The organism is uncultured Abiotrophia sp. (assembly GCF_963520105.1).
Lineage (GTDB): Bacteria > Bacillota > Bacilli > Lactobacillales > Aerococcaceae > Abiotrophia.
The window spans coordinates 1-21,944 of sequence record NZ_CAUQPN010000001.1 but is presented as its reverse complement, the minus strand read 5'-3'; the positions used below and the strand labels follow the sequence as shown (position 1 = coordinate 21,944).

At 44.7% G+C, this 21,944-nt stretch carries 20 protein-coding genes, 1 pseudogene, 1 riboswitch and 1 other annotated feature (1 of these 23 running past the window's edge); of the genes and pseudogenes, 6 read left to right on the top strand and 15 right to left on the bottom strand.

Translation table 11 applies throughout. The annotated features are described in order from the left end of the window. Positions 1 to 5 (bottom strand) — a binding site (T-box leader); it reaches 197 nt to the left of the window's first position. Between the two features lie 29 nt (positions 6 to 34). After that, on the bottom strand, positions 35 to 2,035 hold the full coding sequence (locus tag RWO08_RS00105; protein WP_314210952.1) for a LysM peptidoglycan-binding domain-containing protein: 2,001 nt from the start codon (positions 2,033 to 2,035) through the stop codon (positions 35 to 37). A 137-nt stretch (positions 2,036 to 2,172) separates the two neighbouring features. On the opposite strand from RWO08_RS00105, the gene RWO08_RS00100 reads away from it, so the two are divergent. Beyond that, a complete protein-coding gene (locus RWO08_RS00100) occupies positions 2,173 to 2,742 on the top strand; it encodes a class I SAM-dependent methyltransferase (protein ID WP_314210951.1) in 570 nt (189 codons plus the stop codon). A 41-nt stretch (positions 2,743 to 2,783) separates the two neighbouring features. Here the strand turns inward: RWO08_RS00100 and metK are convergent, their stop codons facing one another. Further along, positions 2,784 to 3,965, bottom strand: coding sequence for a methionine adenosyltransferase (metK, locus tag RWO08_RS00095; protein WP_314210950.1), 1,182 nt, complete (start codon positions 3,963 to 3,965; stop codon positions 2,784 to 2,786). Continuing rightward, positions 3,963 to 4,051, bottom strand: a riboswitch (SMK box riboswitch). (Overlaps the previous gene by 3 nt.) 62 nt (positions 4,052 to 4,113) lie before the next feature. Here metK and RWO08_RS00090 point away from each other — a divergent pair. Further along, positions 4,114 to 4,914, top strand: a complete 801-nt coding sequence (locus RWO08_RS00090) for a hypothetical protein (RefSeq protein ID WP_291454595.1) — start codon at positions 4,114 to 4,116, stop codon at positions 4,912 to 4,914. Between the two features lie 474 nt (positions 4,915 to 5,388). Here the strand turns inward: RWO08_RS00090 and RWO08_RS00085 are convergent, their stop codons facing one another. The 7 genes from RWO08_RS00085 to RWO08_RS00055 all read right to left on the bottom strand — a co-directional run bounded on the left by RWO08_RS00085 (position 5,389) and on the right by RWO08_RS00055 (position 11,755). Next, complete coding sequence (locus tag RWO08_RS00085; protein WP_314210949.1) at positions 5,389 to 5,892, bottom strand: hypothetical protein; 504 nt, start codon at positions 5,890 to 5,892, stop codon at positions 5,389 to 5,391. 357 nt (positions 5,893 to 6,249) lie between these two features. Next, the gene (locus RWO08_RS00080; RefSeq protein WP_314210948.1) at positions 6,250 to 6,771 is read right to left on the bottom strand and encodes a hypothetical protein; all 522 of its coding nucleotides are present in this window, start codon (positions 6,769 to 6,771) and stop codon (positions 6,250 to 6,252) included. Positions 6,772 to 6,911: 140 nt separating this feature from the next. Further along, the gene (locus tag RWO08_RS00075) at positions 6,912 to 7,538 is read right to left on the bottom strand and encodes a hypothetical protein (RefSeq protein ID WP_291427790.1); all 627 of its coding nucleotides are present in this window, start codon (positions 7,536 to 7,538) and stop codon (positions 6,912 to 6,914) included. Between the two features lie 36 nt (positions 7,539 to 7,574). Then, entirely contained in the window at positions 7,575 to 8,420 is an 846-nt protein-coding gene (locus RWO08_RS00070) for a DegV family protein (RefSeq protein ID WP_291432477.1), read from the bottom strand. A 135-nt stretch (positions 8,421 to 8,555) separates the two neighbouring features. After that, positions 8,556 to 9,770 carry an acetyl-CoA C-acyltransferase gene (locus RWO08_RS00065; RefSeq protein ID WP_314210947.1) on the bottom strand — a complete coding sequence of 405 codons (1,215 nt, stop codon included), beginning with the start codon at positions 9,768 to 9,770 and terminating at the stop codon, positions 8,556 to 8,558. 40 nt (positions 9,771 to 9,810) lie between these two features. Further along, the gene (locus RWO08_RS00060) at positions 9,811 to 10,962 is read right to left on the bottom strand and encodes an alpha/beta fold hydrolase (protein WP_314210946.1); all 1,152 of its coding nucleotides are present in this window, start codon (positions 10,960 to 10,962) and stop codon (positions 9,811 to 9,813) included. A 22-nt stretch (positions 10,963 to 10,984) separates the two neighbouring features. Continuing rightward, entirely contained in the window at positions 10,985 to 11,755 is a 771-nt protein-coding gene (locus RWO08_RS00055; protein ID WP_314210945.1) for a hypothetical protein, read from the bottom strand. 177 nt (positions 11,756 to 11,932) lie between these two features. Here RWO08_RS00055 and uvrC point away from each other — a divergent pair, with 177 nt between their 5' ends. Beyond that, positions 11,933 to 13,747: an excinuclease ABC subunit UvrC gene (uvrC, locus tag RWO08_RS00050; protein ID WP_314049918.1), complete on the top strand. Its 1,815-nt coding sequence runs from the start codon at positions 11,933 to 11,935 to the stop codon at positions 13,745 to 13,747. A 42-nt stretch (positions 13,748 to 13,789) separates the two neighbouring features. Here uvrC and RWO08_RS00045 read toward each other — a convergent pair whose 3' ends face one another. The 6 genes from RWO08_RS00045 to RWO08_RS00020 all read right to left on the bottom strand — a co-directional run bounded on the left by RWO08_RS00045 (position 13,790) and on the right by RWO08_RS00020 (position 18,650). Further along, positions 13,790 to 14,482, bottom strand: coding sequence for a DUF6796 family protein (locus RWO08_RS00045; RefSeq protein ID WP_314210944.1), 693 nt, complete (start codon positions 14,480 to 14,482; stop codon positions 13,790 to 13,792). Positions 14,483 to 14,652: 170 nt separating this feature from the next. Continuing rightward, positions 14,653 to 15,423, bottom strand: coding sequence for a hypothetical protein (locus RWO08_RS00040; RefSeq protein ID WP_311464751.1), 771 nt, complete (start codon positions 15,421 to 15,423; stop codon positions 14,653 to 14,655). A 166-nt stretch (positions 15,424 to 15,589) separates the two neighbouring features. Then, positions 15,590 to 17,209, bottom strand: a complete 1,620-nt coding sequence (groL, locus tag RWO08_RS00035; RefSeq protein ID WP_070756504.1) for a chaperonin GroEL — start codon at positions 17,207 to 17,209, stop codon at positions 15,590 to 15,592. Positions 17,210 to 17,244: 35 nt separating this feature from the next. Then, positions 17,245 to 17,511, bottom strand: coding sequence for a co-chaperone GroES (locus RWO08_RS00030; protein ID WP_070756503.1), 267 nt, complete (start codon positions 17,509 to 17,511; stop codon positions 17,245 to 17,247). Between the two features lie 491 nt (positions 17,512 to 18,002). Continuing rightward, the gene (locus tag RWO08_RS00025; RefSeq protein ID WP_311468837.1) at positions 18,003 to 18,347 is read right to left on the bottom strand and encodes a hypothetical protein; all 345 of its coding nucleotides are present in this window, start codon (positions 18,345 to 18,347) and stop codon (positions 18,003 to 18,005) included. A gap of 120 nt (positions 18,348 to 18,467) precedes the next feature. Then, positions 18,468 to 18,650 (bottom strand): hypothetical protein, encoded by a 183-nt coding sequence (locus RWO08_RS00020; RefSeq protein ID WP_311468838.1) that lies wholly within the window; start codon positions 18,648 to 18,650, stop codon positions 18,468 to 18,470. Between the two features lie 757 nt (positions 18,651 to 19,407). On the opposite strand from RWO08_RS00020, the gene RWO08_RS00015 reads away from it, so the two are divergent. The 3 genes and pseudogenes from RWO08_RS00015 to RWO08_RS00005 all read left to right on the top strand — a co-directional run bounded on the left by RWO08_RS00015 (position 19,408) and on the right by RWO08_RS00005 (position 21,860). Further along, positions 19,408 to 20,058 (top strand): helix-turn-helix transcriptional regulator, encoded by a 651-nt coding sequence (locus RWO08_RS00015; RefSeq protein WP_311468839.1) that lies wholly within the window; start codon positions 19,408 to 19,410, stop codon positions 20,056 to 20,058. Between the two features lie 15 nt (positions 20,059 to 20,073). Next, positions 20,074 to 20,334: pseudogene (locus RWO08_RS00010) on the top strand (DUF4177 domain-containing protein). Between the two features lie 86 nt (positions 20,335 to 20,420). After that, positions 20,421 to 21,860 (top strand): ATP-binding protein, encoded by a 1,440-nt coding sequence (locus RWO08_RS00005; protein WP_311468841.1) that lies wholly within the window; start codon positions 20,421 to 20,423, stop codon positions 21,858 to 21,860. Positions 21,861 to 21,944 lie beyond the last annotated feature (84 nt).

Genomic DNA, 21,944 nt, shown 5'->3' with positions numbered 1-21,944 from the left:
TTACTATTGAGTCTAGTATATCAGATACTAGCGACTAGTTCAATGAGATGACTTGTCCTATTTGGATGAAATGGGAGCCCCCATTGTTAGCGATCAATTTGTAAACATCTACCCCATTACGACGGGCGATTGAATACAAGGTGTCACCTGCTTGGACAGTATATGAACCGCCACTTGCTTGGCTAGCGTTGTTTGCAGCTGGAGCTGGTGTTTCAGCAGCTGCTGGCGCTGGACTCTCTGCAGGAGCTGGTGTTTGGCTAACTGGTGCAGGGGTTGGGGCTGGTGTTTCAGCAGCGGCGCCACCACCTGGTACTTTGATACTTTGACCTGGGTACAAGAAGTAGTTTGAAGTCCCATTCAAGCGTTGAAGTTCTGAAATTGAAATTCCATACTTGTTAGCAATGCGCCAGTAGCTGTCACCGGCTTGAACTGTATAGTTGCCACCGCCTGTGCTTGGCGCTGGTGCTGGTGTTTCAGCAGGTGCTGATGTTGTGCTTGCAGTGGTTGCTGCAGGAGCTGGTGTGGTACTTGCTGAACCTGAACCTGGCACTTTGAGGCTTTGGCCTGGGTACAAGAAGTAGTTTGAAGTCCCATTCAAGCGTTGGAGTTCTGAAATTGAAATCCCGTACTTGTTAGCAATTCTCCAGTAGCTATCACCGGCTTGGACTGTGTATGAACCGCCCGCTGATGGTGATGCAGTCGTTGTACTTGTTGAAGTAGAAGAACTGTTAGATGAAGCAGTGGCGTTTGAAGATGACCCTGAACCTGGGACCTTGAGGCTTTGACCTGGGTAGAGGTTGTAGTCAGATGTGCCGTTCAAACGTTGGAGTTCTGAGATAGAAATCCCGTACTTGTTGGCAATACGCCAGTAGCTATCACCGGCTTGGACTGTGTATGAACCGCCTGCTGCTGGGGCTGCGCTTGTTGTACTTGTTGAAGCAGAGCCACTGTTTGATGACGCTGATGCATTGGTTCCTGAACCTGGCACTTTAATGCTTTGGCCTGGGTGGAGGGTGTAATCAGAGGTACCATTTAGGCGTTGGAGTTCTTGGATAGAAATCCCGTACTTATTAGCGATACGCCAGTAGCTATCACCGGCTTGGACTGTGTATGAGCCACCCGCTGCTGGTGCTGCAGAGCGCGTACTTGTAGTTGAGCTTGAAGTTGAAGCAGCAGAGCCACTTGTATTTGAAGCAGAACCTGGTACTACCAAGCTTTGACCTGGATAGAGGAAGTAGCTTGAGGTACCGTTCAAGCGTTGCAATTCTTCAATCGAAATGCCGTACTTGTTAGCGATACGCCAGTAGCTATCGCCTGCTTGAACCGTATAAGAACCGCCACCAGTCGCTTGAGCTTGTGGACGAGCTGGGCTAGAAGTGCTAGAACCACCCGAATCATATTGAGTCAAGCCATAGGTTTGAATTAATTGGTTGAGCTTAGACGCGTAACGAGTATCTGTCGCATAACGACCCGTTAAGTGTTGTGTTGCGTCTTGATAAGAGTTGGTCGCACTCACGCGCGCCCCATAATAGAATTTATAGCGCCAGCTGTTAGGATTGTTGTCCCCAGTTAAAAGCGAAGCATAGTCATTCAGGGATTCACCATAGTTGCTATACTTACGGAAAGGTTCCTTAGCAGCATAGTAGTTACCACTACCGTCGTCTTCTAAGGTGTCCATACGAACGGAATTACCGTTGTAGTCACCCTTGATCCCGAATAAGTTATAGTTAGGTGCTGATGCTAATCCACTTTGGCCCCAACCTGATTCTAAAATTGCTTGCGCAATCATTACAGAGGCATACAAGTCATTATTCTTAGCGATATCGCGTGCATACCCTCCAATAGTTGATAAGAAGTTCTGTTGGGTAGCTGTTTGAGCTTGTACGGTCACCTTTGGTGCAGTGAGCGTGCTTAAAGTAGATGCAGAAGCGAATAAGACTAAGCCTGCATTAACCACTTTGGCAATTTTCTTATTTGATTCGTGGCGCTGTGCTTGTTTACGACGATTAATCACCGCTTGACGCGTTAATTTCACGTATATTCCCCCATTCTGCCATTTTATGATACAATACCATTATATAGAAAGCCTCTCGCTAAAAAAAGGGGCCTAGCCCCCTTTTCGTTTACTTTTAACTATTGTGTAACTTTCACGTAATACAAAGGAGTTTGTCTATGCAACGCGCTCTTCACTACAGTCACACCCTCTTAGCCGCCTTAATCCAACGTTTTCCAGATGGCGTTTATATTGATGGCACCTTAGGCAAAGGACACGACACAGCCTTCATTCTCAGCCAACCAGGCTTTTGTGGCCAGGTCATGGGCTTTGATATCCAAGATCAGGCCTTGGTTTGGACCCAGGAACGCCTAGCTAAGCTGCCCAACAAGGAGTCTGCCCAGCTTTTCCTAGCCTCTCACGACCAAATTCATACGCTTTTAGCTGAGGTCCCTCAATTCAGTGGTGCCATTTATAATCTAGGCTATCTACCCGGTGGCGACCACCAAATCACAACTCAAGAGACTTCAACCCTGGCCTCTTTAGACCAGGTTCGAGCCAAACTTCGGGTTGGCGGTCAAATCATCTTGGTAATTTACAGTGGCCACCCTGAAGGTGCCAAGGAAAAGGACGCCCTCTTCCAGGCCTTAGCAGGATGGCCCCAAGAAGAATTCCAAGTCCTTCACTATGGCTTCATCAACCAACGGAATAACCCACCGCAACTCCTCATCATCGAGCGTATCAAGTAAGTAAAAAAGCTGAGGCCTAGGTCTCAGCTTTTCATTTTGTCTTATTCTGCAAGCGCAGCTTTGAGTTCATCTACCTTGTTGACCTGCTCCCATGGTAAGACCACGTCTTGACGACCAAAGTGACCATAGGCTGCTGTCTGTTTATAGATTGGGCGACGCAAGGCCAAGGTGCGGATAATCCCATCTGGCGTTAAGTCAAAGAGTTGACGTACTGCCTGAACGAGACGACTCTCAGAAACGATGCCAGTTTCAAAGGTTTCAATCCGAATAGATACTGGTTGTGCTACCCCAATTGCATATGCTAATTGTACTTCACAACGCTTAGCTAAGCCGGCTGCTACGATATTCTTGGCAATGTAGCGAGCCATGTAACTAGCTGACCGGTCCACTTTCGTCGCATCCTTACCAGAGAAGGCACCGCCACCGTGGCGGGCATAGCCCCCATAGGTGTCGACAATAATCTTACGGCCTGTCAAACCGGAGTCTCCTTTAGGCCCACCGATGACAAAACGACCGGTTGGGTTGATTAAGAAGCGGGTTTGTTCATCTAATAAATGGGCCGGAATCACAGGCTTCACTACTTGTTCAATCACGTCTTGACGCACAGTTTCTAAGGTTGCTTCAGGCGCATGTTGAGTCGAAATGACGACTGTATCCACCCGTAGGGCTTGACCGTCTTCTCCGTACTCAACGGTTACTTGTGACTTACCATCTGGTCTCAAGTAAGCCAATTGACCAGATTTGCGCACCTCACTCAGACGTTTAGCTAGGCGATGGCTAAGCGCGATTGGCAATGGCATAAATTCTTCCGTCTCATCACAGGCATAACCGAACATGAGCCCTTGGTCACCCGCCCCAATCAATTGATCGGTTGCTTCGTCCCGGGTTTCAATGGCGGCATCTACCCCTTGGGCGATATCAGGCGATTGTTCGTCAAGCGCGACCAAGACGGCCACATTGTCGCCATCAAAGCCATAATCACTTGAATCATAGCCAATGCCCTTAATAGTTTCGCGTACAATTTGTTGGATATCGACATAGGCAGTCGTGCTGACTTCCCCGAAGACCAATACCAAGCCGGTGTTGACTGCGGTCTCGCAGGCCACCCGGGCTAGTGGGTCTTGTGTCAGGATGGCATCTAAGATGGCATCACTAATTTGATCGGCAACTTTATCTGGGTGTCCTTCCGTCACCGATTCAGATGTAAACAACTTTCTTTCCATAGTAATTTCCCCCATTATGTTGATTGGTTACAAGGCAACTTCATTAAGAAAATGAATCCCATCGGGAATTTATTGTTGTAACTGACTCCATTATACATTAGTATAGTAGATATAGATAGTAAAAAATGTCGAAAAAAGAGGATTAGCTATGAAACACTTTGCACACTTTCTAAGACATCCCCTCATTCGAATCTTCCTGGCGCCACTAGGCTTTGGGATATATGGTTTAATCGTAGGGATGTACCACACTACCGAAATCAACTGGTTAGCCTTGGGCTATCTCTACCTGATTTTAGTCAGCAGTCAGTTGATTGACCACTACTTCTTCGTTCGCTTCAATACCCGCAAGGCCAATGCCAGCTCGCCAGTGATTCTATACGCCATGGAGATTCTGCTCTGGGCAGCAACCGTGGGCTTTATGTGGCAGCATCATTGGGGGGCTAACCTCTTACTCCTCCTCTATATCGCCTATACCCACATCCAGCATTATCCTTATAATCTGACCAACAGCCTCTACCAGTTGATTCTGAATGTCTTCTTCCAGGCATTCATCGTCAACAACCTAGCCTACTTCAGTCAGACAGGGACCATCACGACCGGCTTCCTCATCAGCCTCCTGCCTCTAGCAGCTCTACAACTGGCCTTTCAAGCTGAAGGCAATAGTCTAGTTAGTCAGCTAACGGGACACCCTTCCGTCATGCCACATGGCTTAAAAACAAGTCTAGTGCTTATCTTGAGCCTAGTAGCTGTGGCTTCTGGGACCTACTTAAGTTTCCCATCCAAATCTTATTTCGTGCTCCAACTCCTCTTTATCGCAGGGAGCGTCTTGGCCTTAGCCCCTCTCTTGGTCCAAACTCGACAACATAACCAAAGCCAAAATAAGCTCAACTATCTCAGCACTAGTTACTTGCTGATTAGCATCCTGTATGGCTTGGCCTTCTGCTTCTAACATATATGGCAAAAACAGCCGTTCCCACACGTAGGTGAGGACGGCTGTTTTTGGGTATCTAGTCAGGCAACTTAGCCCCAAAAACATGGTGTCGCACGGTTGCACATGAGGCTGACTACTGTCACGATTAACATCGCCACGATTGGAAGGTAGCTCCATGACAAAGGGAGTCCTAATAGGGCAATATATCCAAACAAGGTACCTCCCACCACCCACTTCTCCAGTGTGGTCTTCTGGCCACGAAGACTCCATAGGGATAGTATAATTCCTAGGACCGTCAAAATCAGCATACTGCCAAGATAAATACGAAGCGGCCAATGGCTACCCAAACTTGCTAACATAATGGGCGACGGGATGCTCAGGGCTATTTCTAGCGCCTCGATAGTGTCTCTTAAGATTAGGAAATTTCCAATTGAAAACACCAAAAAGAAAGCATTGAAGGGGAGTAAGACTTATTTTATTTTCAAGGTATTCTCACCTCTTCTGATTCAGCAGATTATAGAGCCATTGAAGATTCCAGTCTGGAGCAGGTTGTGCGTCTACTAGAGGAGCCCCAATTTCTTCGATAATCTCATTGATGAGTGTTTGGTCTTCTTCAGAAGGGCTTACTCTGCAATCACAACGCTTGCTAAATATATACTCTATTCTCCCCTCAGCACTTAAGGCATACATAACATTATGATAAGTAAGATTAATCTCTGTGCCTTCGTCACCATAAATTGCAAATGTAATATCACTCCCACGACTATTAACTCTAAACCTTATGTTACTAGTCAATGTATCTTGCTTAAAGTGATACCCTGGTATCTGACGGGAGTCCCTATATAACATAAACCTCAAAGCCTCCCACTCTGGTGAGAACCGCCCTTCAACGTTTTGTGCGTAATAGGGTGCATATTTCTTAAGATTCAATTCCAGTCTCCCCTTAACAAATAAGAGTGCCAGCATCAGTAAGACCGAGAAGATGATAATCAACATTCTTTTTCTCTTCACCCTTATCCCTACCTTATTAACCATCGTTTAATATAATTTGTTACCTTGCCAATAGGACGCTTAATATATCGCTCAACCAACAGCTTATTGTAGCTGCTTACTACAGAGTTTACCTTTCTATGTATTGCTCCAGCTACTTTTTTACTGGAGTTAATACCTTTTGAGGTATAACTGTATTTATAAATCGCTTCACCGGTGAAGTTATTCTTTGGATTGCCTTAGCAATATATTATAATAACACCCTTATAACCTCGATTTGATGAGGTTCGCTATAATCGTTTTGTTTATCGCCAATGATATGAAGACACTGATTAGGAAAAGTCGTGGTCTTTTACCCTAATCTCACCTCCTCTGATTCAGCAAATTATAGAGCCATTGAAGGTTCCAGTCTGGGGCATGTTGTGCTTGAATGATAGGTTCAAAAATTGTAGCAAGTGCTTCATCTACGAATATTTGCTCCTCATCTGAAATGTCATGTCTCAGACTAGTTAATAAGGGAGTATCTACAGGTATATACTCAACTTGACCCAAAGGAGTTAGCGAGTAGTGGATGGCCTCATCATTATAATAGAGTTGTCTACTGTCCGCAATTACGATATAACGAATTTTGGCTCCATTATACGCCGTGGTAAATTCCCAATCTCCGCTTAAATTATCTCTCTTGTACTTATAATTATCAAGTTCAGGATGCTCGATTTGATTAAAGTTTCGCATTGCTTCTTGCAAAGGCGAGTATCTTCCTTCGGTGTACCTTGCATAGTATACGCTATAAGTTGATAAGTTGTCTGACACTTTCGTCCATGCAAAAAGTCCTACAACGGTAACTATAAATACAATTATAAATAACTTCCATTTTGATTTCATATCTTTCTCCCATGAGTCATTTTAAGCAATGATTTGGGTTGCCGCACTTATTCTTGCGATCTTCCTTTTTCGGTGTTGCACTTAATTATACAATCTGCGCCCCAAAAAAAGCTAGGACGCACGCCCTAGCCTCTCGTTGTTTAGCCTGTAATAAAATTTCCCAGGAATACCCACAGGATGCAGAGGACCACTTGGACGCCCACCATGTAGAATAACCATTGGCTTGGTAGGCGCGGAATCTTCAGCTTGTAGACGAAGGCTACCGCTAGGAGCGCGTAGACCAACATCAGGAAGATTTGGAAGACAGTCAGCGGGAGCAGGAAGCCTACTAAGGACACGACCTGAATCGCGAAGACGCCTAGTTCTAGTGGCAATCCGACGCTGTGGCGCTTGTCCACTGGATCTTGGAATTCGGCCGCTTGGTTGAAGTAGGCCAGGCGAATTCCGACTGCCAAGATGTAAAGTGCGAAGACAATGAGGCTAAAGGCGCCCGCATTGGTTACCGCCATCAGATAGACGCCCGGGAGGACGCCATAAATGAGGAAACTACTCAAGGTCTTGAGCTCCTTGGCGAAGGCAGCCTCCGCCACCGAAGACTGGAATTGATTCATGAAGCCTCCGACGAACAAGTCGATGATGGAGGCAATAATCAAGGAAACAAGGGCGTACTGTAGTTCACGATGAAAGGCGAACCCGATCCCTGTCGCTGCAAAAAACAAACCTGCTAATAACACCACATTGGAGCGGTGCAACTTCCCAATAAACATACCGACACCCTGCTTTCTTTTAAATTTTTACACTTCTTAGGCTTTCTCGAAGCCAATAATGAGACCGTGGTACTGCGCGTAGAAGGTGCAGAGCCCATTAAAATCCACTACCTCAATTTGAGCCTGAGGATAGTGTTCACGCAGCAAAGCACTCACCGCTTCAACCACTTCTGGATTGTCGCTATGAGAAATCGCCACTTTACCACCTTGGTAACCATGCTTGAGCATTTCTTCTACGGTTGCTTTCACAGCCCGTTTGCTCCCCTTAGACTTAGCCCCAATCTCAATCTTACCTTCAGCTGTACGAACCCCAATCAAACGGATGCCCAAGAGACCAATCATACCGCCGACTAGACGATTGACACGGCCGGCTTTGACCAAGTTATCTACTGACTCCAAGATGAAGACCACATCCGTCTTCTGGTGATAATCCTTCAGGCTAGCTACCACTTGGTCAAAATCCAAACCAGATTTTACTAACTCCAAACCCTTAGCAATCAAGAGGTCGTTCTCTGTCCCAGCAGACAAGCAGTCAAAGATATAGATATTAGCCAATGGGTTTTCTTCCAAAGCCATATTGCGACCAAGCTGGGCGCTATTATAAGAACCTGATAAACCACTTGAGATGGTAAAGCAGATGACATTTTCGGCTCCTTCGAAGGCATTGGCATAAGCTTGAGGAGACGGACAAGCAGTCGAAGAGGCCTCCTTGCTGTCTTGCATATCCTTTACAAAAGTTGCCATATCTAAGTTGGCATCATCCACATATACCTGAGTGCCAATATTAATCATTAAAGGTACTAATTCAAAAGCGACATCCGTCCCTGCAAACAGGTCCGGCGAGATAGTCGCGCCTGAATCGGCTACTAACTTCCATTTCATAGGTAATTCCTCCCTCTGTCTTCTCCCTAAGTATATAAAAGCCCACGGCAACTTGCAAACAAAATCACGCGTGGGACTCTCTTTTTATTTTTAGGATCTTTAGGGGCTAGCACTTTCCAGCCTCTCTATAAGCAACTATGCCTGATATCGTTTAACTAGGGCAGCAATCCCCATGCCCCCACCAATACAAAGGGAGGCAAGGCCATATTGACTCTCAGAGCGAGCTAACTCATGGCAGAGCGTCGCTAAGACTCGGACGCCTGAAGCCCCAATAGGATGGCCTAAGGCAATAGCGCCACCATGAACATTGGTCCGCTCAGCTAGCCAATCAGTCGACACCCCGTGATGGGCGACTAAATCATGTGAAACAGCCAGTGCTTGAACCGCAAAAGCCTCATTGAGTTCAAAGCGGTCAACTGCTTCAAAAGGCACGCCAGTACGCTCTAAAACCTGCTCAATAGCTCCTACAGGGCCGATTCCCATAAGGCTAGGGTCAACCCCTGCCTGACCAAAACCTAGAACTTCAGCCAGTGGGGTCAGCTGGTAGCGGTCTACGATTTCTTGGCTCACCAAGCAGAGAAAGGCTGCGCCGTCATTAATACCTGACGCATTACCGGCTGTTACCGTCCCCTCTTTCTGGAAGGCAGGACGCAAACCAGCTAATTTCTCAGGGCTGGTTTTATAGTTAATATACTCATCTCGATCTATCACTTGACGATTGCCCTTGCGGTCGACTTCTGTCACAGCCACAATTTCCTGGTCAAAGAGGCCTGCTTGTTGAGCCGCTTGAGCCTTAACTTGAGACTGATAAGCATAAGCATCTTGAGCTTGGCGACTAATGTCATATTGCTGAGCTAAATTCTCAGCCGTCACACCCATAGCATAGCCCCCAAAGGCATCAGACAAGCCATCCCGATAGAGGCTATCTACTAGAGGACTGCCACCATAAGCCATGCCCTTGCGAGATTTGCCATCTAAGACGAAGGCGGCCTGGCTCATACTTTCCACGCCCCCAACGATCAGGGCTTGGTTCTCACCGGCTTTAATCTTGGTATAGCCTTCATAGACTGCCTTCAAGCCACTCCCACAGACCATATTGACGGTGTAGGCTGGGGTCGTCATCGCTAGTCCTGCCTCTAGCGCGATTTGACGGGCCAAGTTTTGACCATGGCCAGCCGATAAGACATTCCCAACGATCACTTCTTCAATGGCTTCCACTGGCACTTGGTCTGATTCTAGCACTGCCCGGAGAACTTGGCTGCCCAAGTCTAGCGGACTGAGATTGGATAAGGCGCCAAGATAGCGACCAATGGCCGAGCGCTTAACTTCTGTAATATATACGCGTGTCATAAGTAACTCCCTTTAGTTCAAAATTCAACGAAGGATTAAATCAATGGTCGCTTGCTGGCGCAAGACTGGCAATAAAATGACGAATACAGGTGACATAAGCTTGTATGAAGGCATCATCCTCCAAATACAATTCATGCTTACGCCCCGGCACACAGTAGGCCTGGGCTTGCGCTAGGCTCGACGTCAAGCCATGAATGCCACTCGCTAAAACATGGTCGTCAAGCTCCGCCCGCCAGACCAGAACTGGTAAAGTAAGCTGGGCAAGACCTTGGCGTGACAAAATCTTGCGCGAGCTAGCTAGACTAGTTGCTAACCAAGACCAAGTAGCGCCCCAGCTAGGAAGCGGATGGTTGGCTAGGTGCCAATGATGGAAATACTGGCCACGTTCATATTGAGTGGTCCAGCGATTCTGGCGGGGATACTGGCTATGACGTTCAGGATCAAAGGCCCCCTGACGCGGAGCATAAGCTTTGCCACCACCTAAACAAGTGACGGCTCGACTCAGTAGATGGGCATAGGCAAAAGGAATCTTGCCCGTATCGATTGCCAGCATAGGCGAGGAAAGGATGAGCCCTTGAGCTAAGCCGGGATAGAGTTGGCAAAGACGAGTCGCGACCGCTCCACCCATGGAGTGGCCGAATAGGACTAAGGGGCATTGGATTTTTCCTTGCTTGCCTAAATAGTCCAAAAGGCTAGCTAGGTCCTCAGCATATTGATCAAAACTTTGGCTATGAACGCTGGATTTGGGACCATAAGGACCACTGGCGCCATGCCCTCTTAGGTCCACTGCAATGACCTGACAGCCTTCTTGGTGCCAGTAGTAGGTTAACTCCCGAAATTTTTCCTTGAACTCATTGAGACCATGGATGATTAGGAGAGTAGCCTGAGCCTCAGCATGAGGATAGAAATCAAAGTCTAAAGTCTGGCCGTCTTCTAAGGTAATCGTATCTGACTGACCATGTTGGGCCAGATAAGGCTGAACCCAGTCTGTCATTTCTTGATCGAACTGGGCTTGCGATAGCCAGGCATGCTGAGTGCTAGCCTGAGCCTGCCAGCTGTCGACGTCAAAGACTTGCTCGCGATCATTACTTGGCTTGAGGCCATGTCGACGCTGGTAGACCTGGCCATAGGTCCAAGTCGCTAGCCCCAGGCCAACTAGACTGGGCAATAGATAAGCAAAAGGTGAAGTCATGGTGGGGCTCCTTCAAGTTGAATTAAGGACTAGTAAGTGTATCGGAGGTGACAACTGCCACCAAACGCACGTAGGCCACGTCGCCAACCAATTGGTCGCTAGGTTGAGCGTAGAGGGTCACATATTGACTGGCAATATAGGCGCTGGTCTCCTGGCCTTCCATTTTGGCGAAGGCCTTATAGAGATAGTCGGCCAGAATGTCAGGGTGCTGGCGCCAAGTATCTAGGTGGACGTCATCCGCCGCAATGTAGAGCTCAAAGGTGGATTCCCCTAATCTGGAATTGGCATCCTCAATTGCTGGATGCGCCGTCCGAAAATCTTGCCCATCTAAGGTCCGGCTACTCAAGTAATAATAATCGGATAATTGACGAACCCGAGTTTGACTCCCTGTAGCAAGTTGGTGGCCGACCTGAATCTCAGGCCAACCGAGTTGGCTCCGGTGTTGGTTAACTTGATTGACAAAGGCCTGATTCAGGCCATTCAAATCCAAACCCTGATTGAAGGTTTGGGCTGTGCGGGCGGCCTTCTGATATATAGAGCTAGCCGCCACATTAGCCGCTACTTGATGGGGTTCTTGGTTGGCCCCGGATTGAATGGCATGGGACTGATTATCCTGAGGCTTATTTTGTGGAATATTTAATAATTTTTGGGCGATGGTCAGCATGGCTTGCGGGCGGCTGAGGCTATTATCCTGCCAGACAGCCTGAATCATATCCCGTCTGGCAAAGAGGGCCAGGCAGAGGACGACAATAATCGCTGCTATCTTCAAAGGGGTCGTAGATCTTTTTTTCATGGTCAGTCTCCTTCTTCTACCATCTTAGGCAATTCTGACAGAGATTTCAATCTTGATGACTGAGATTTACCCTTTCTTAAGATTTGAACAGGACATTTGTCCCAAGTCCTAAAAACGCGTATAATGTGTAGAGTAGACGGGGCTCCCTGCCCCTAGATTAAAGGAAGGAGGACCCCCATGACGGATGCCCAGTCCCAGACCGCCCAAGAACGGGCCAAGGTTCAAGAACGAATTGAAGCCAAGCTCAAGCTATTGCCAGATTTACCCGGTTGCTATCTCATGAAAGATGCGGCCGATCAGATCCTCTATGTCGGCAAGGCCAAGAACCTTAAGAACCGGGTGCGCTCCTATTTCCGTGGCGCTCACGATACCAAAACTACCAAACTAGTGTCAGAAATCGACCACTTCGAGACCATCATCACCAATAGTAACAAGGAAGCACTTTTGCTGGAAATCAATCTGATTCAGCAGTATAAGCCGCCTTTTAATATTCGACTCAAGGAAGGGACCATGTATCCCTACCTTAAAATCACCAAGGAGCGCCATCCTCAGCTCATCATCACATCCAATGTGACCAAGGACGGTGGCCTCTACTTCGGCCCCTTCCCTAATGTAGGGGCGGCCACCCAGACCCAGCAACTCTTGCATCGGGTCTATCCCCTACGTCGCTGTGGTAAAAATGAGAAGCGGGCTTGCTTCTATTATCATCTAGGTCAGTGCATTGGCCCCTGTGATCATGAAGTCACCAAGGACATGTACGAGCAACAGATTCAGAAGATTAAGCAATTCTTCAACGGTGATATTCAACCTATTATGACTCAACTCAAGGACAAGATGCAGGCCGCCGCCGAGCGCCTGGACTTCGAACAGGCCGCCGATTACCGGGACCAACTCCAATACATTGAGACCACTATCGAGCGTCAGATTATCATGAGCCAGGACTACGACAATACGGATGTCTTCGCCTATGACTTCCAACGGGGTTGGATTTCTATCCAGGTCTTCATGCTCAGACAAGGCAGCATTCTCAAACGTGAGGCCGCCATTTACCCGGCTTACACGGACCCTGATGAGGAGTTGACGACCTTTATCGCCCGCTTCTATCAGGAAGAAAACCACTTGCTTCCCAAAGCCATCTTAGTACCTGAAGATGTTGACAAGGATTTGTTATCGCAAGTGATTTCAGTTCCCATCAGCACGCCACAGCGAGGCAAGAAAAAGTCCATGCTGGACCTTTGCGCTAAGAACAGCCAGCTGGCTCTCAACGAGCGCCTCAACCTCTTGGACATCCAAGCCCAACAAACGCGTGGTGTCAGCGAAGACCTGGCGGCAGCCTTGGGCATCCCTCTAGCCTATCACATTGAAGCCTTCGACCATTCCAACATTTCGGGGACTGGCCTAGTGTCAGGTATGGTAGTTTACAAAGAAGGCAAGCCTGACCGCAAGAGTTACCGCAAGTTCAAAATCAAGGAATCTAACCAAACCAATGAATTTGCCCACACCCAAGAGGTCATTCGCCGTCGCTATTCGCGCTTACTGCGCGAGGAACAGCCCCTGCCCAACCTGATTTTGATGGATGGAGGCAAGGTCCAGGTCCGGGCAGCCCGCCAGGTGATTGAAGAGGAACTAGGCCTCTCCATCCCTGTCGCCGGCATGGTCAAAGACGACAAACACCGGACCGCGTCTCTTATGAATGGCTATAGCGAGGAGCTAGTAGAACTAGACCGCCAGTCGCCTGTCTTCCACTATATCCAAAGAATCCAAGAAGAAGTTCACCGTTACGCTATTTCCTACCACCGCCAAGTACGGAGCAAGCAACAATTCGCTTCTAAGTTAGACGCCATTCCTGGCGTGGGTAAGGTGACCCGCACTAAGTTGCTCAAGCACTTCAAGTCCCTCAGGGCTATGAAGGAAGCCTCCATTGAGGACTACGCCAAGCTTGGGGTAAGGGCTGAATTAGCTGAACGAATTATCGCCTATCTAAGCAAATAAAAGGACTGAGCCTAAGCTCAGTCCTTTTTGCATGCCATGATTTTAAGTGAGTAGCCAGAGAGCCAAGGCATAAAAGCTGACCCAGGCTAAGTTAAGGGCAGCGCCATTAAAGAGGGGCGTCCACCGGCGGATGACATAATGGCTAAGGCCAAGCCAGATTAGCGTGGTCACCAGCGGGGTGGCTAGCAAAAACCAAGCCGGCCACTGGGTCTGGCCGGTCACAATGGCCAAGCCATACAGAGCCCAACCCAAGTAGGTTATTACAAGGGCCGACAGCCAGGTCACATTGAGTAAGTGATTGGCCTGATTAATCGCTTCTACCAAAAATTTATTGGCCTTGCCTTCCTCTGCGTAATCCTGACAATAAGCCTTGCCTAGGATGGCGATTACATAGAAGGCCCCATGCGCCAAAGGGGACAGGCTGAAGCCGATGAGGAGGCAGAGCAGTCCGGCCCAGGCCAAGCCCCTTACTGGTTGAGCCATTTGCCAGAGGCCATAGAGACTAAGCAGAGGCAACCAAATAGAAAATTGAGCCAGCCAAACACCCCAGCGCAAACGGCGATCTGCCCCTGATCTCATATAAAGAGCCAGGCGTAAATTGGTCAAGCCCCCTGCTTGGTAGCGGGCCAAGTCTTCTTCTGTCACCGGCGCAAAACCTACTAGTAATATATCGCCCACCAACCAGGCCAGGGCCCCAAAAAGGCCTGCCAAAAATGAAGCCTGCACTAGAGTCATTAAAATCTCTCCTCCACACTTGTTACTCTCAGTCTAGCACACCCTCTTTCTTTTAGATAATAAAAAGGCTGAGACCAAGGTCTCAGCCTTAAAGAGGGCGATTAGTAGTAGATGGGAGAATTGCTGAAAAAAACAACCCTCCTCTTCAACTACCTATCTTATGATACTGACTAGTCATTAGCTTCACTGACTCGCTGAAGAATTGTCTTAAGCTGACCAACTGCTTTTTTAATTTCATCCTCGTATCGCAAGTCATCATAAGGGACATAAATTAATGAACCCGCAATTACCGACTTATAGGATTCACCGTGGTCCTCGAGTCGATAAAAAACAAGGCCAGCAAGCAGACGATTCTGAGGGCCAATAGGCATCTCAAAACCTACATTCCATGTTTTACCACCTATTTCAACGGTTTCGTCCAAAATAAAGTTCTTACCATCTTGCCCCTTCATAAATCTTTTCAACTCCGCCTGTTCCCAAGCCTCATCACCTTCCGGTGCTGAACCAGTGAAAAGATCCAGACTATAAAGTTGCGCAAAAAAGGCAATTGGTGACTCTTCTGCCTTCACTATAAAAGTCATATCTTTATTATCCTTCTTAGTAAGGTCCTTGTCCATCTTCCAATTACTTGGGAGCATGTATGCTCTTTTCTTGGTCATATCTGTCCCATCAGGCTTCGTAATATCTGCTAATTTCAGGTAGGCCTCTTGGCCCTTTTCAATCGGGATTGGCTCTGTCTTAAGTAAACGATAGAATAGTTCTTTTTGCACTTTGGTATCTGTAATTTCTTCCAAACTTTTCCAATAAGCTGCTCGCTCTTCTTCTTCCTTCTGTATATCTACGGAAGCTGAGTTCGATTCATTTTGTGCACCAACTGTTTTGATAGGCGATAAACCGATTACTAACAGAACAACATACATTAAACTAAGAAATTTCTTCATTTTCTTGCCCTCCCTACCAGTAGTCTTATAATTCTATTTAACCATTATTACCTGATAAAGACAAGCAGATTTTAGTTATCCAAACTAAGTAGATTTAATGATTGCCTCAGAGAGCTAGACTGCCTATCAACAAAAAAGGCTAAGACCAAGGTCTCAGCCAAATTTATTACATCATACCTGGCATGCCGCCCATTCCGGCTGGCATATCAGGGCTTTCTTTTGGAATATCTGCTACAACGGCTTCTGTTGTCAAGAGCAAGGCTGCTACAGAGGCTGCATTTTGAAGGGCAGAACGGGTTACCTTGGTTGGATCCACAATCCCTGCTTCAATCATGTTCTCAAAGACATCGGTTGCGGCGTTATAACCTACACCTTTTTCAGAGCGACGGAGGGTGTCCACAATGACAGAGCCTTCCTTACCAGCGTTAGCTGCAATCTGACGTACTGGTTCTTCCAAAGCACGGGCTACAATCTTAACCCCCGTTGCTTCGTCGCCTTCAGCTTCTACTGCTGCCACGATTTCTTGAACGTTAACTAAGGCAGTACCCCCACCAGGCACAATCCCTTCTTCTACGGCCGCACGAGTCGCGTTGAGGGCGTCTTCGATGCGGAGTTTGCGTTCTTTTTGCTCAGTTTCAGTGGCTGCCCCTACTTTAATCACGGCTACCCCACCTGACAATTTAGCTAAACGTTCTTGGAGTTTTTCCTTGTCGAAGCTTGAGGTGCTTTCTTCTGCTTGTGCGCGAATGACCGCAATACGGTCTGCGATGGCTTGCTTGTTGCCTGCCCCTTCTACGATAGTGGTAGAATCCTTGGTTACCGTTACTTTGCCGGCATGACCTAGATGTTCTACGGTCGCATCCTTAAGTTCAAAGCCTAATTCTTCAGAAACAACGGTTGCCCCAGTCAAGACTGCAATGTCTTCCAACATGGCCTTACGGCGGTCACCAAAGCCCGGTGCCTTAACGGCCACCACGTTCAAAGTCCCACGCAACTTGTTGAGGACTAAGGTTGGCAAAGCTTCACCGTCTACATCTTCCGCAATAATAAGGAGCGGACGACCAGATTGCATAATACCTTCCAAGAGTGGTAAAACATCTTGAATATTGGTAATCTTGCGGTCGGTCACGAAGATTACAGGATTTTCCAATTCAGCAACCATCTTCTCGTTATCAGTTACCATGTATTGGGAGAGATAACCCCGATCAAATTGCATACCTTCAACTACTGATAATTCCGTCTCGATTGACTTAGATTCTTCAATAGTGATGACACCGTCGTTGCCAACACGTTCCATCGCGTCCGCAATCAAGTCACCAATAGCTGGGTCGCCAGAAGAGACTGCGGCTACTTGGGCAATGGCTTCTTTGGATAAAACTGGTTGAGATAAGGCTTGTAAAGCTTCAACTGCTGCCTTAGTAGCCTTGTCAATCCCGCGGCGGATGCCAACTGGGTTAGCCCCAGCCGTCACGTTCTTCATCCCTTCATTAGCAATGGCTTGGGTCAAGACAGTTGCAGTCGTGGTCCCGTCACCCGCTACATCATTGGTCTTGCTAGCCACTTCCAGCACCAATTGCGCCCCCATGTTTTCGAAGCGATCTTCTAATTCGATTTCACGTGCGATGGTTACCCCATCATTGGTAATCAAAGGGGAGCCAAAGGTCTTGTCTAAGACCACATTACGGCCCTTAGGCCCTAAGGTTGTTTTGACTGTGTTTGCTAAAATATCTACCCCGCGCAAGAGAGCTGCGCGAGCGTCTTCTGAGAATTTCAATTCTTTTGCCATCAAGAGTCACTCCTTTTCTATTCTCTGCCTTGTGCTTAGCCTAAAACTGCCAAGACATGGTCTAATTCAATTACTAAATATTCTTGGCCGTCTTGCTTAACGGTCACGCCCGCATAAGATTCAAAGACAACACGGTCGCCGACTGCTACTTCGCCAGCGCTTGCTACTTCCTTGCTGACTGCTAGGACCGTCCCGGTCTCTTGTTTTTCTTGGGCGGCGCTAGATAAGATCAAGCCTCCAAGGCTTTTTTCTTCTGCTGGGGCTACTTCAATTACCAGTCGTTTGCCTAATGGTTTTAACATGGGATTTCCTCCATTCGTTCTGAAACTTAGCACTCAAACACCTCAAGTGCTAACCACTCTTTTATAATAGTCTATAATATCATTTAACACTCTATAAGTCAAATTTTTTAAGGCTCAACCATTGGAAATACTGACTTTTTTAAAAAACACTTTGGCATTAAATAGCCTTAGTTTTCTTAAAAGTTCCTAAAAAAGTCCACAAAGAAGAGCCCTGAAAAGGGCGTAATATTGACGAGTTCAGCAGGCAAGAAACTAGCACGGTTAGACGTGCTTTTTTATTCCCTGGTAATATTATAGCATACTCTAATCAAACTTATCTATTGGCAAAACAAAAAGCGTAAACCCAACTCCCGCAAAAGAAAAAGGTAAACGCTAAGCATGGAAAGATAAACCTTCACATACTATTATTTTATCAAATATTAGTTGAAAATACAATTGTTCACAAATCCCCTATATTCGTTTCTAAGGGCTTTTAATCTATTCTTAATATTTTACTTACGGTATGCCAACAGCGCCCCTTCTCGATAATTATGAGCAAATTCTAGTAAGATTTCACTCTTGATACGGTCATACTCTGTTTTATCAATATCCAGTGAGCTATAAAGTTCTTTCAAAGTCTGCTTTTGTTTTTGGGAAACAATAAATAAATTATAAAATATATCACGTTTCTTTCCGTCTAGGCTACTACTATAAGAGTCTATCATTTCGACTATTTCTATAGCTTTGGTTTCAAATGCTCCTGGAGTATCTCTAAGATTGGCTAACTTCTTCAGCGACTTGTAACTCTTCAAAAAATGATATGCTCTTTTAGCTGTCTCTGCGTTGTCTACTTCCATTTCATACTACCTAACTCATTGAAAAAAATCTCTCCAGAAAGGATTTTCACTATCAAAAATTCTAACTTCTTCTTCCTTCATATTGTGGGGATAATCAAGAAATAAGTTATAAATTTTTTGCTAATCAAAACTGAACAACAGCTCTCCTCTAAAATCTATCTTATCAATCCACCAAATTTTTGATTCTTCATTGTTTTTGTAAAAAACACTATATCCTTCAAGATTAGACTCTGAAATAAGAACTTCATCCAATTCATGGGATGAACTTGGTTTATCGCACTCCATTAAGTCATTATTTAACATTTTTCAAGCACTCTCTATAATCTATCAAAGCAACTACTTGACGTGTTTTCTAAATAATTTTTATTAACTTTATTTCAGATTCGTCAAACCCAACATATAGATGTTTATCTGTTGCTATTGTAATTTCATCATACAGTTCGTCTTCCGTATCAAGTTTCCCAGTATAGGTGTTACAATGTCCTTCAAGGATTTGACCATCAATAAAAGTAACTCTAATGTTTTTTTCTAATTATTGTTTTAAATTCATTATTAATTTTCTTTATTAGGTATCTAGTTCTATTATCTCTTTATTTGCTCTTCGTCTAATCCTATCGAACTCAATGTGTCCAGTTTCTTATTGTTTATTAGACAATTTCTGAGCATCAACTGAATCATATAATTGCTCAGAATCTTCAACACCTTTATACTTAAAATTATGAAATTTCACTAATAATATGATGAAGTTTTGGCGCGAGAAAAAATGTACAGTGGCGGCGTGAAGCTCGCGAGCGCCTAGTGGGAGGGGGATACACCCCCTATCTAGAATAAATCTTTTACCATTTCCTCGCTGGCTTTTTTAGCTGTCAAATTCTTGTCCGCTTGCTTTCGGCGAATTGCTTTTGCTTGTGTTGAGGTGATAAGCAATACAGTTGTCCTCCTTTTTTGTAAAGTTTTTCTTTACTCGAGTCAAGTATAACGTTTTTTACTAGTCAAGAGAAAATAAAAAAAAACTTTACAAAAGTTTTTTTAGTGGTTATAATTTAACTGAGGTGATAAAATGTCAACAATAAAAAATAGGTTAAAATTTTTAAGAACTGAGAAAGGAATAACTCAAGATCAATTAGCCGAAGTTATAAATAAACGACTAAAGGAAAATGAGAAACCGATATCCAAAATGGTGATATCTAACTGGGAAAATAATAAACATACTATCAAACCAGAAAAAGCTCAGATTTTAGCTGATTTTTTTGGAATTAGTGTTTCTTCCTTACTAGGTTACGGTGATGAACTCATGACTTTCAATAGTGGAGCAGAGTTTGAAGAATATCGTAACAATTTTATCAAACGTATAAATACTAAGGAAAGACTTGAAAAGAAACTGGGTAAATCAACTGAACCGTATAAACTTGATAAAAAAACTATTAAAAAAATTGAACTTATAAAACAACGTATAAATCAAAAATACGGAACTAATTCTCACGGAATTCCTGCTTACGATGCTCTTGTAGCTGGTATTGGTGAAAACGACTTTTTTATACGATTATTTGATGCTTTACTAGATTTTGATGAACTAAAAGAAACGGAAATTTCCGACCTACTTTATAAGTACCTCATTTTAGATAACGATAGTAAAAATCTAATACTAGAACTCATTAACAAATTACCACAATCTAAAACTAAATCTTTATCAGAAAAGGATAATGACTAACAAGGAGTAGCCCACATGGGATTTTTTGACACTGTTAAAGTTTTTCTACTGCATCTGGAGTAAATGGACTACACTACGTTGTCCTTCAGGTAACTTTGAAAGAAAAGTTTTTTCGGCACTGGATCAGGAAACCTTACAGAATTAGAAGATGTTATCAATAAACAAGCTTCTAAAGGTTATCGCCTGCATACCATCACTACTGCCAATGGTGGAAGCAAAGGATTAGGCGGTGGCGACCGTATCCAAGCTACAATGGTATTTGAGAAGATTATCTAAACCCTTTATACAACATATCTTAATTTTCAGCTACTATGCGCGAAAATGGAGGGAATTTGAAGGTTTGATTAACAGAAAGGAAACACATGGAAAAAATATTTGATATCAACTATTTAAAATCTACACCTGAAGATCAACACTTTGATCGAAAAAGTGCGCGTATTAAACCAAAAGATATTCTAAGGCACCTCGTTGCATTTGCAAATGCTGAAGGTGGACATCTTGTTATTGGAATTGAAGACGATGGGGAAGTAACAGGCTTCTCTGACCTGCGTGCAAAACCCATTAAAGACTTCCAAAGCATCCCATACCAACTTAAACAAACTCCTATATCATTTTCAGATAAAATTATTCCAGTTATAAATTCAAGCGGTGAGGAAGATTGTGTTCTTTTAATTTCAGTGAATCCTTCGGTTGACCGCGTTATTATCTCTACAAACGATGAGACATTTCTAAGACAAGGAGATAAATCAGTTCCCCTAAGCCATGAACAACGACTTCAACTTACTTATGACAAAGGGCAACGATATTTTGAAGATGAGATAGTTGAAGGAGCAACGATTGATGATATAGATAGTGAATTAATCCAAAGTTATAAAGACAAAATTGGTTTGCCTGATATTTCTATCGAACAAGTCTTAAAAAGCCGTGGACTTCTTAGAGATGGTAAATTAACAAATGCAGCTATTCTTCTGTTTGGTAGCAATCCGTCAGCGTTTCTCCCACAAGCTCGTCTAAGAGTTATTAAATATAGCGATACTTTTGCTAAAACAGGACAAGATTTTAACGTTGTCAAAGAGCAAACATTTGATGGAGCTATTCCTAAAATCATTACAGAAAGTCGCGATTTTGTAAAAAATCAACTCAGAGATTTTCAATACTTGGTTGAAGACGGAAGGTTTCAAGTGATGCCTGAATATCCTGAATTTGCTTGGTTTGAAGGTATTGTAAATGCTGTTACCCATAGAAATTACTCAATTCGTGGACAACATATTACCGTAACACTTTTTGATGATCGCTTAGAAATAAGGAGTCCAGGTGTACTTCCAAATATAGTTACCATCCAAAACATACTCAATGAACGATTTTCTAGAAATCCAAAAATAGCACGAATTCTATCTGAATTTGGTTGGGTAAAAGAAATGAATGAAGGAGTAAAGCGTATCTATAGTGAGATGGAAAGTTTCTTTTTAAATGAACCTAAATACTCTGAACCTAATAATTCAAGCGTGTTACTTATGTTAGAAAATAACATTTTAAATCGACAACTACGTATTTCAGATAAATTACGCCAAAAACTATCTCCTGAACTCTTCTCCTCTCTAAATGCCCTTGAAAAGCAAGTTGTCACGTTAGCTTACCGTGACACTAAAATTACTACTTCTGAAGTTATGGAATTAATACAAAAAAGTAGACCATATACTCTTAAGATTTTAAAAAGACTAACGGAAGATCTAGATATTCTAGAGTGGCATGGTAGCGGTAGAAGAGATACAACACAATACTATACTTTAAAAGATAAATAGTTTATAGCGGTTTATAGCAGTTTATAGCGGTTTATAGCAGTTTATAGCAGTTTATAGCAGTTTATAGCAGTTTATAGCAGTTTA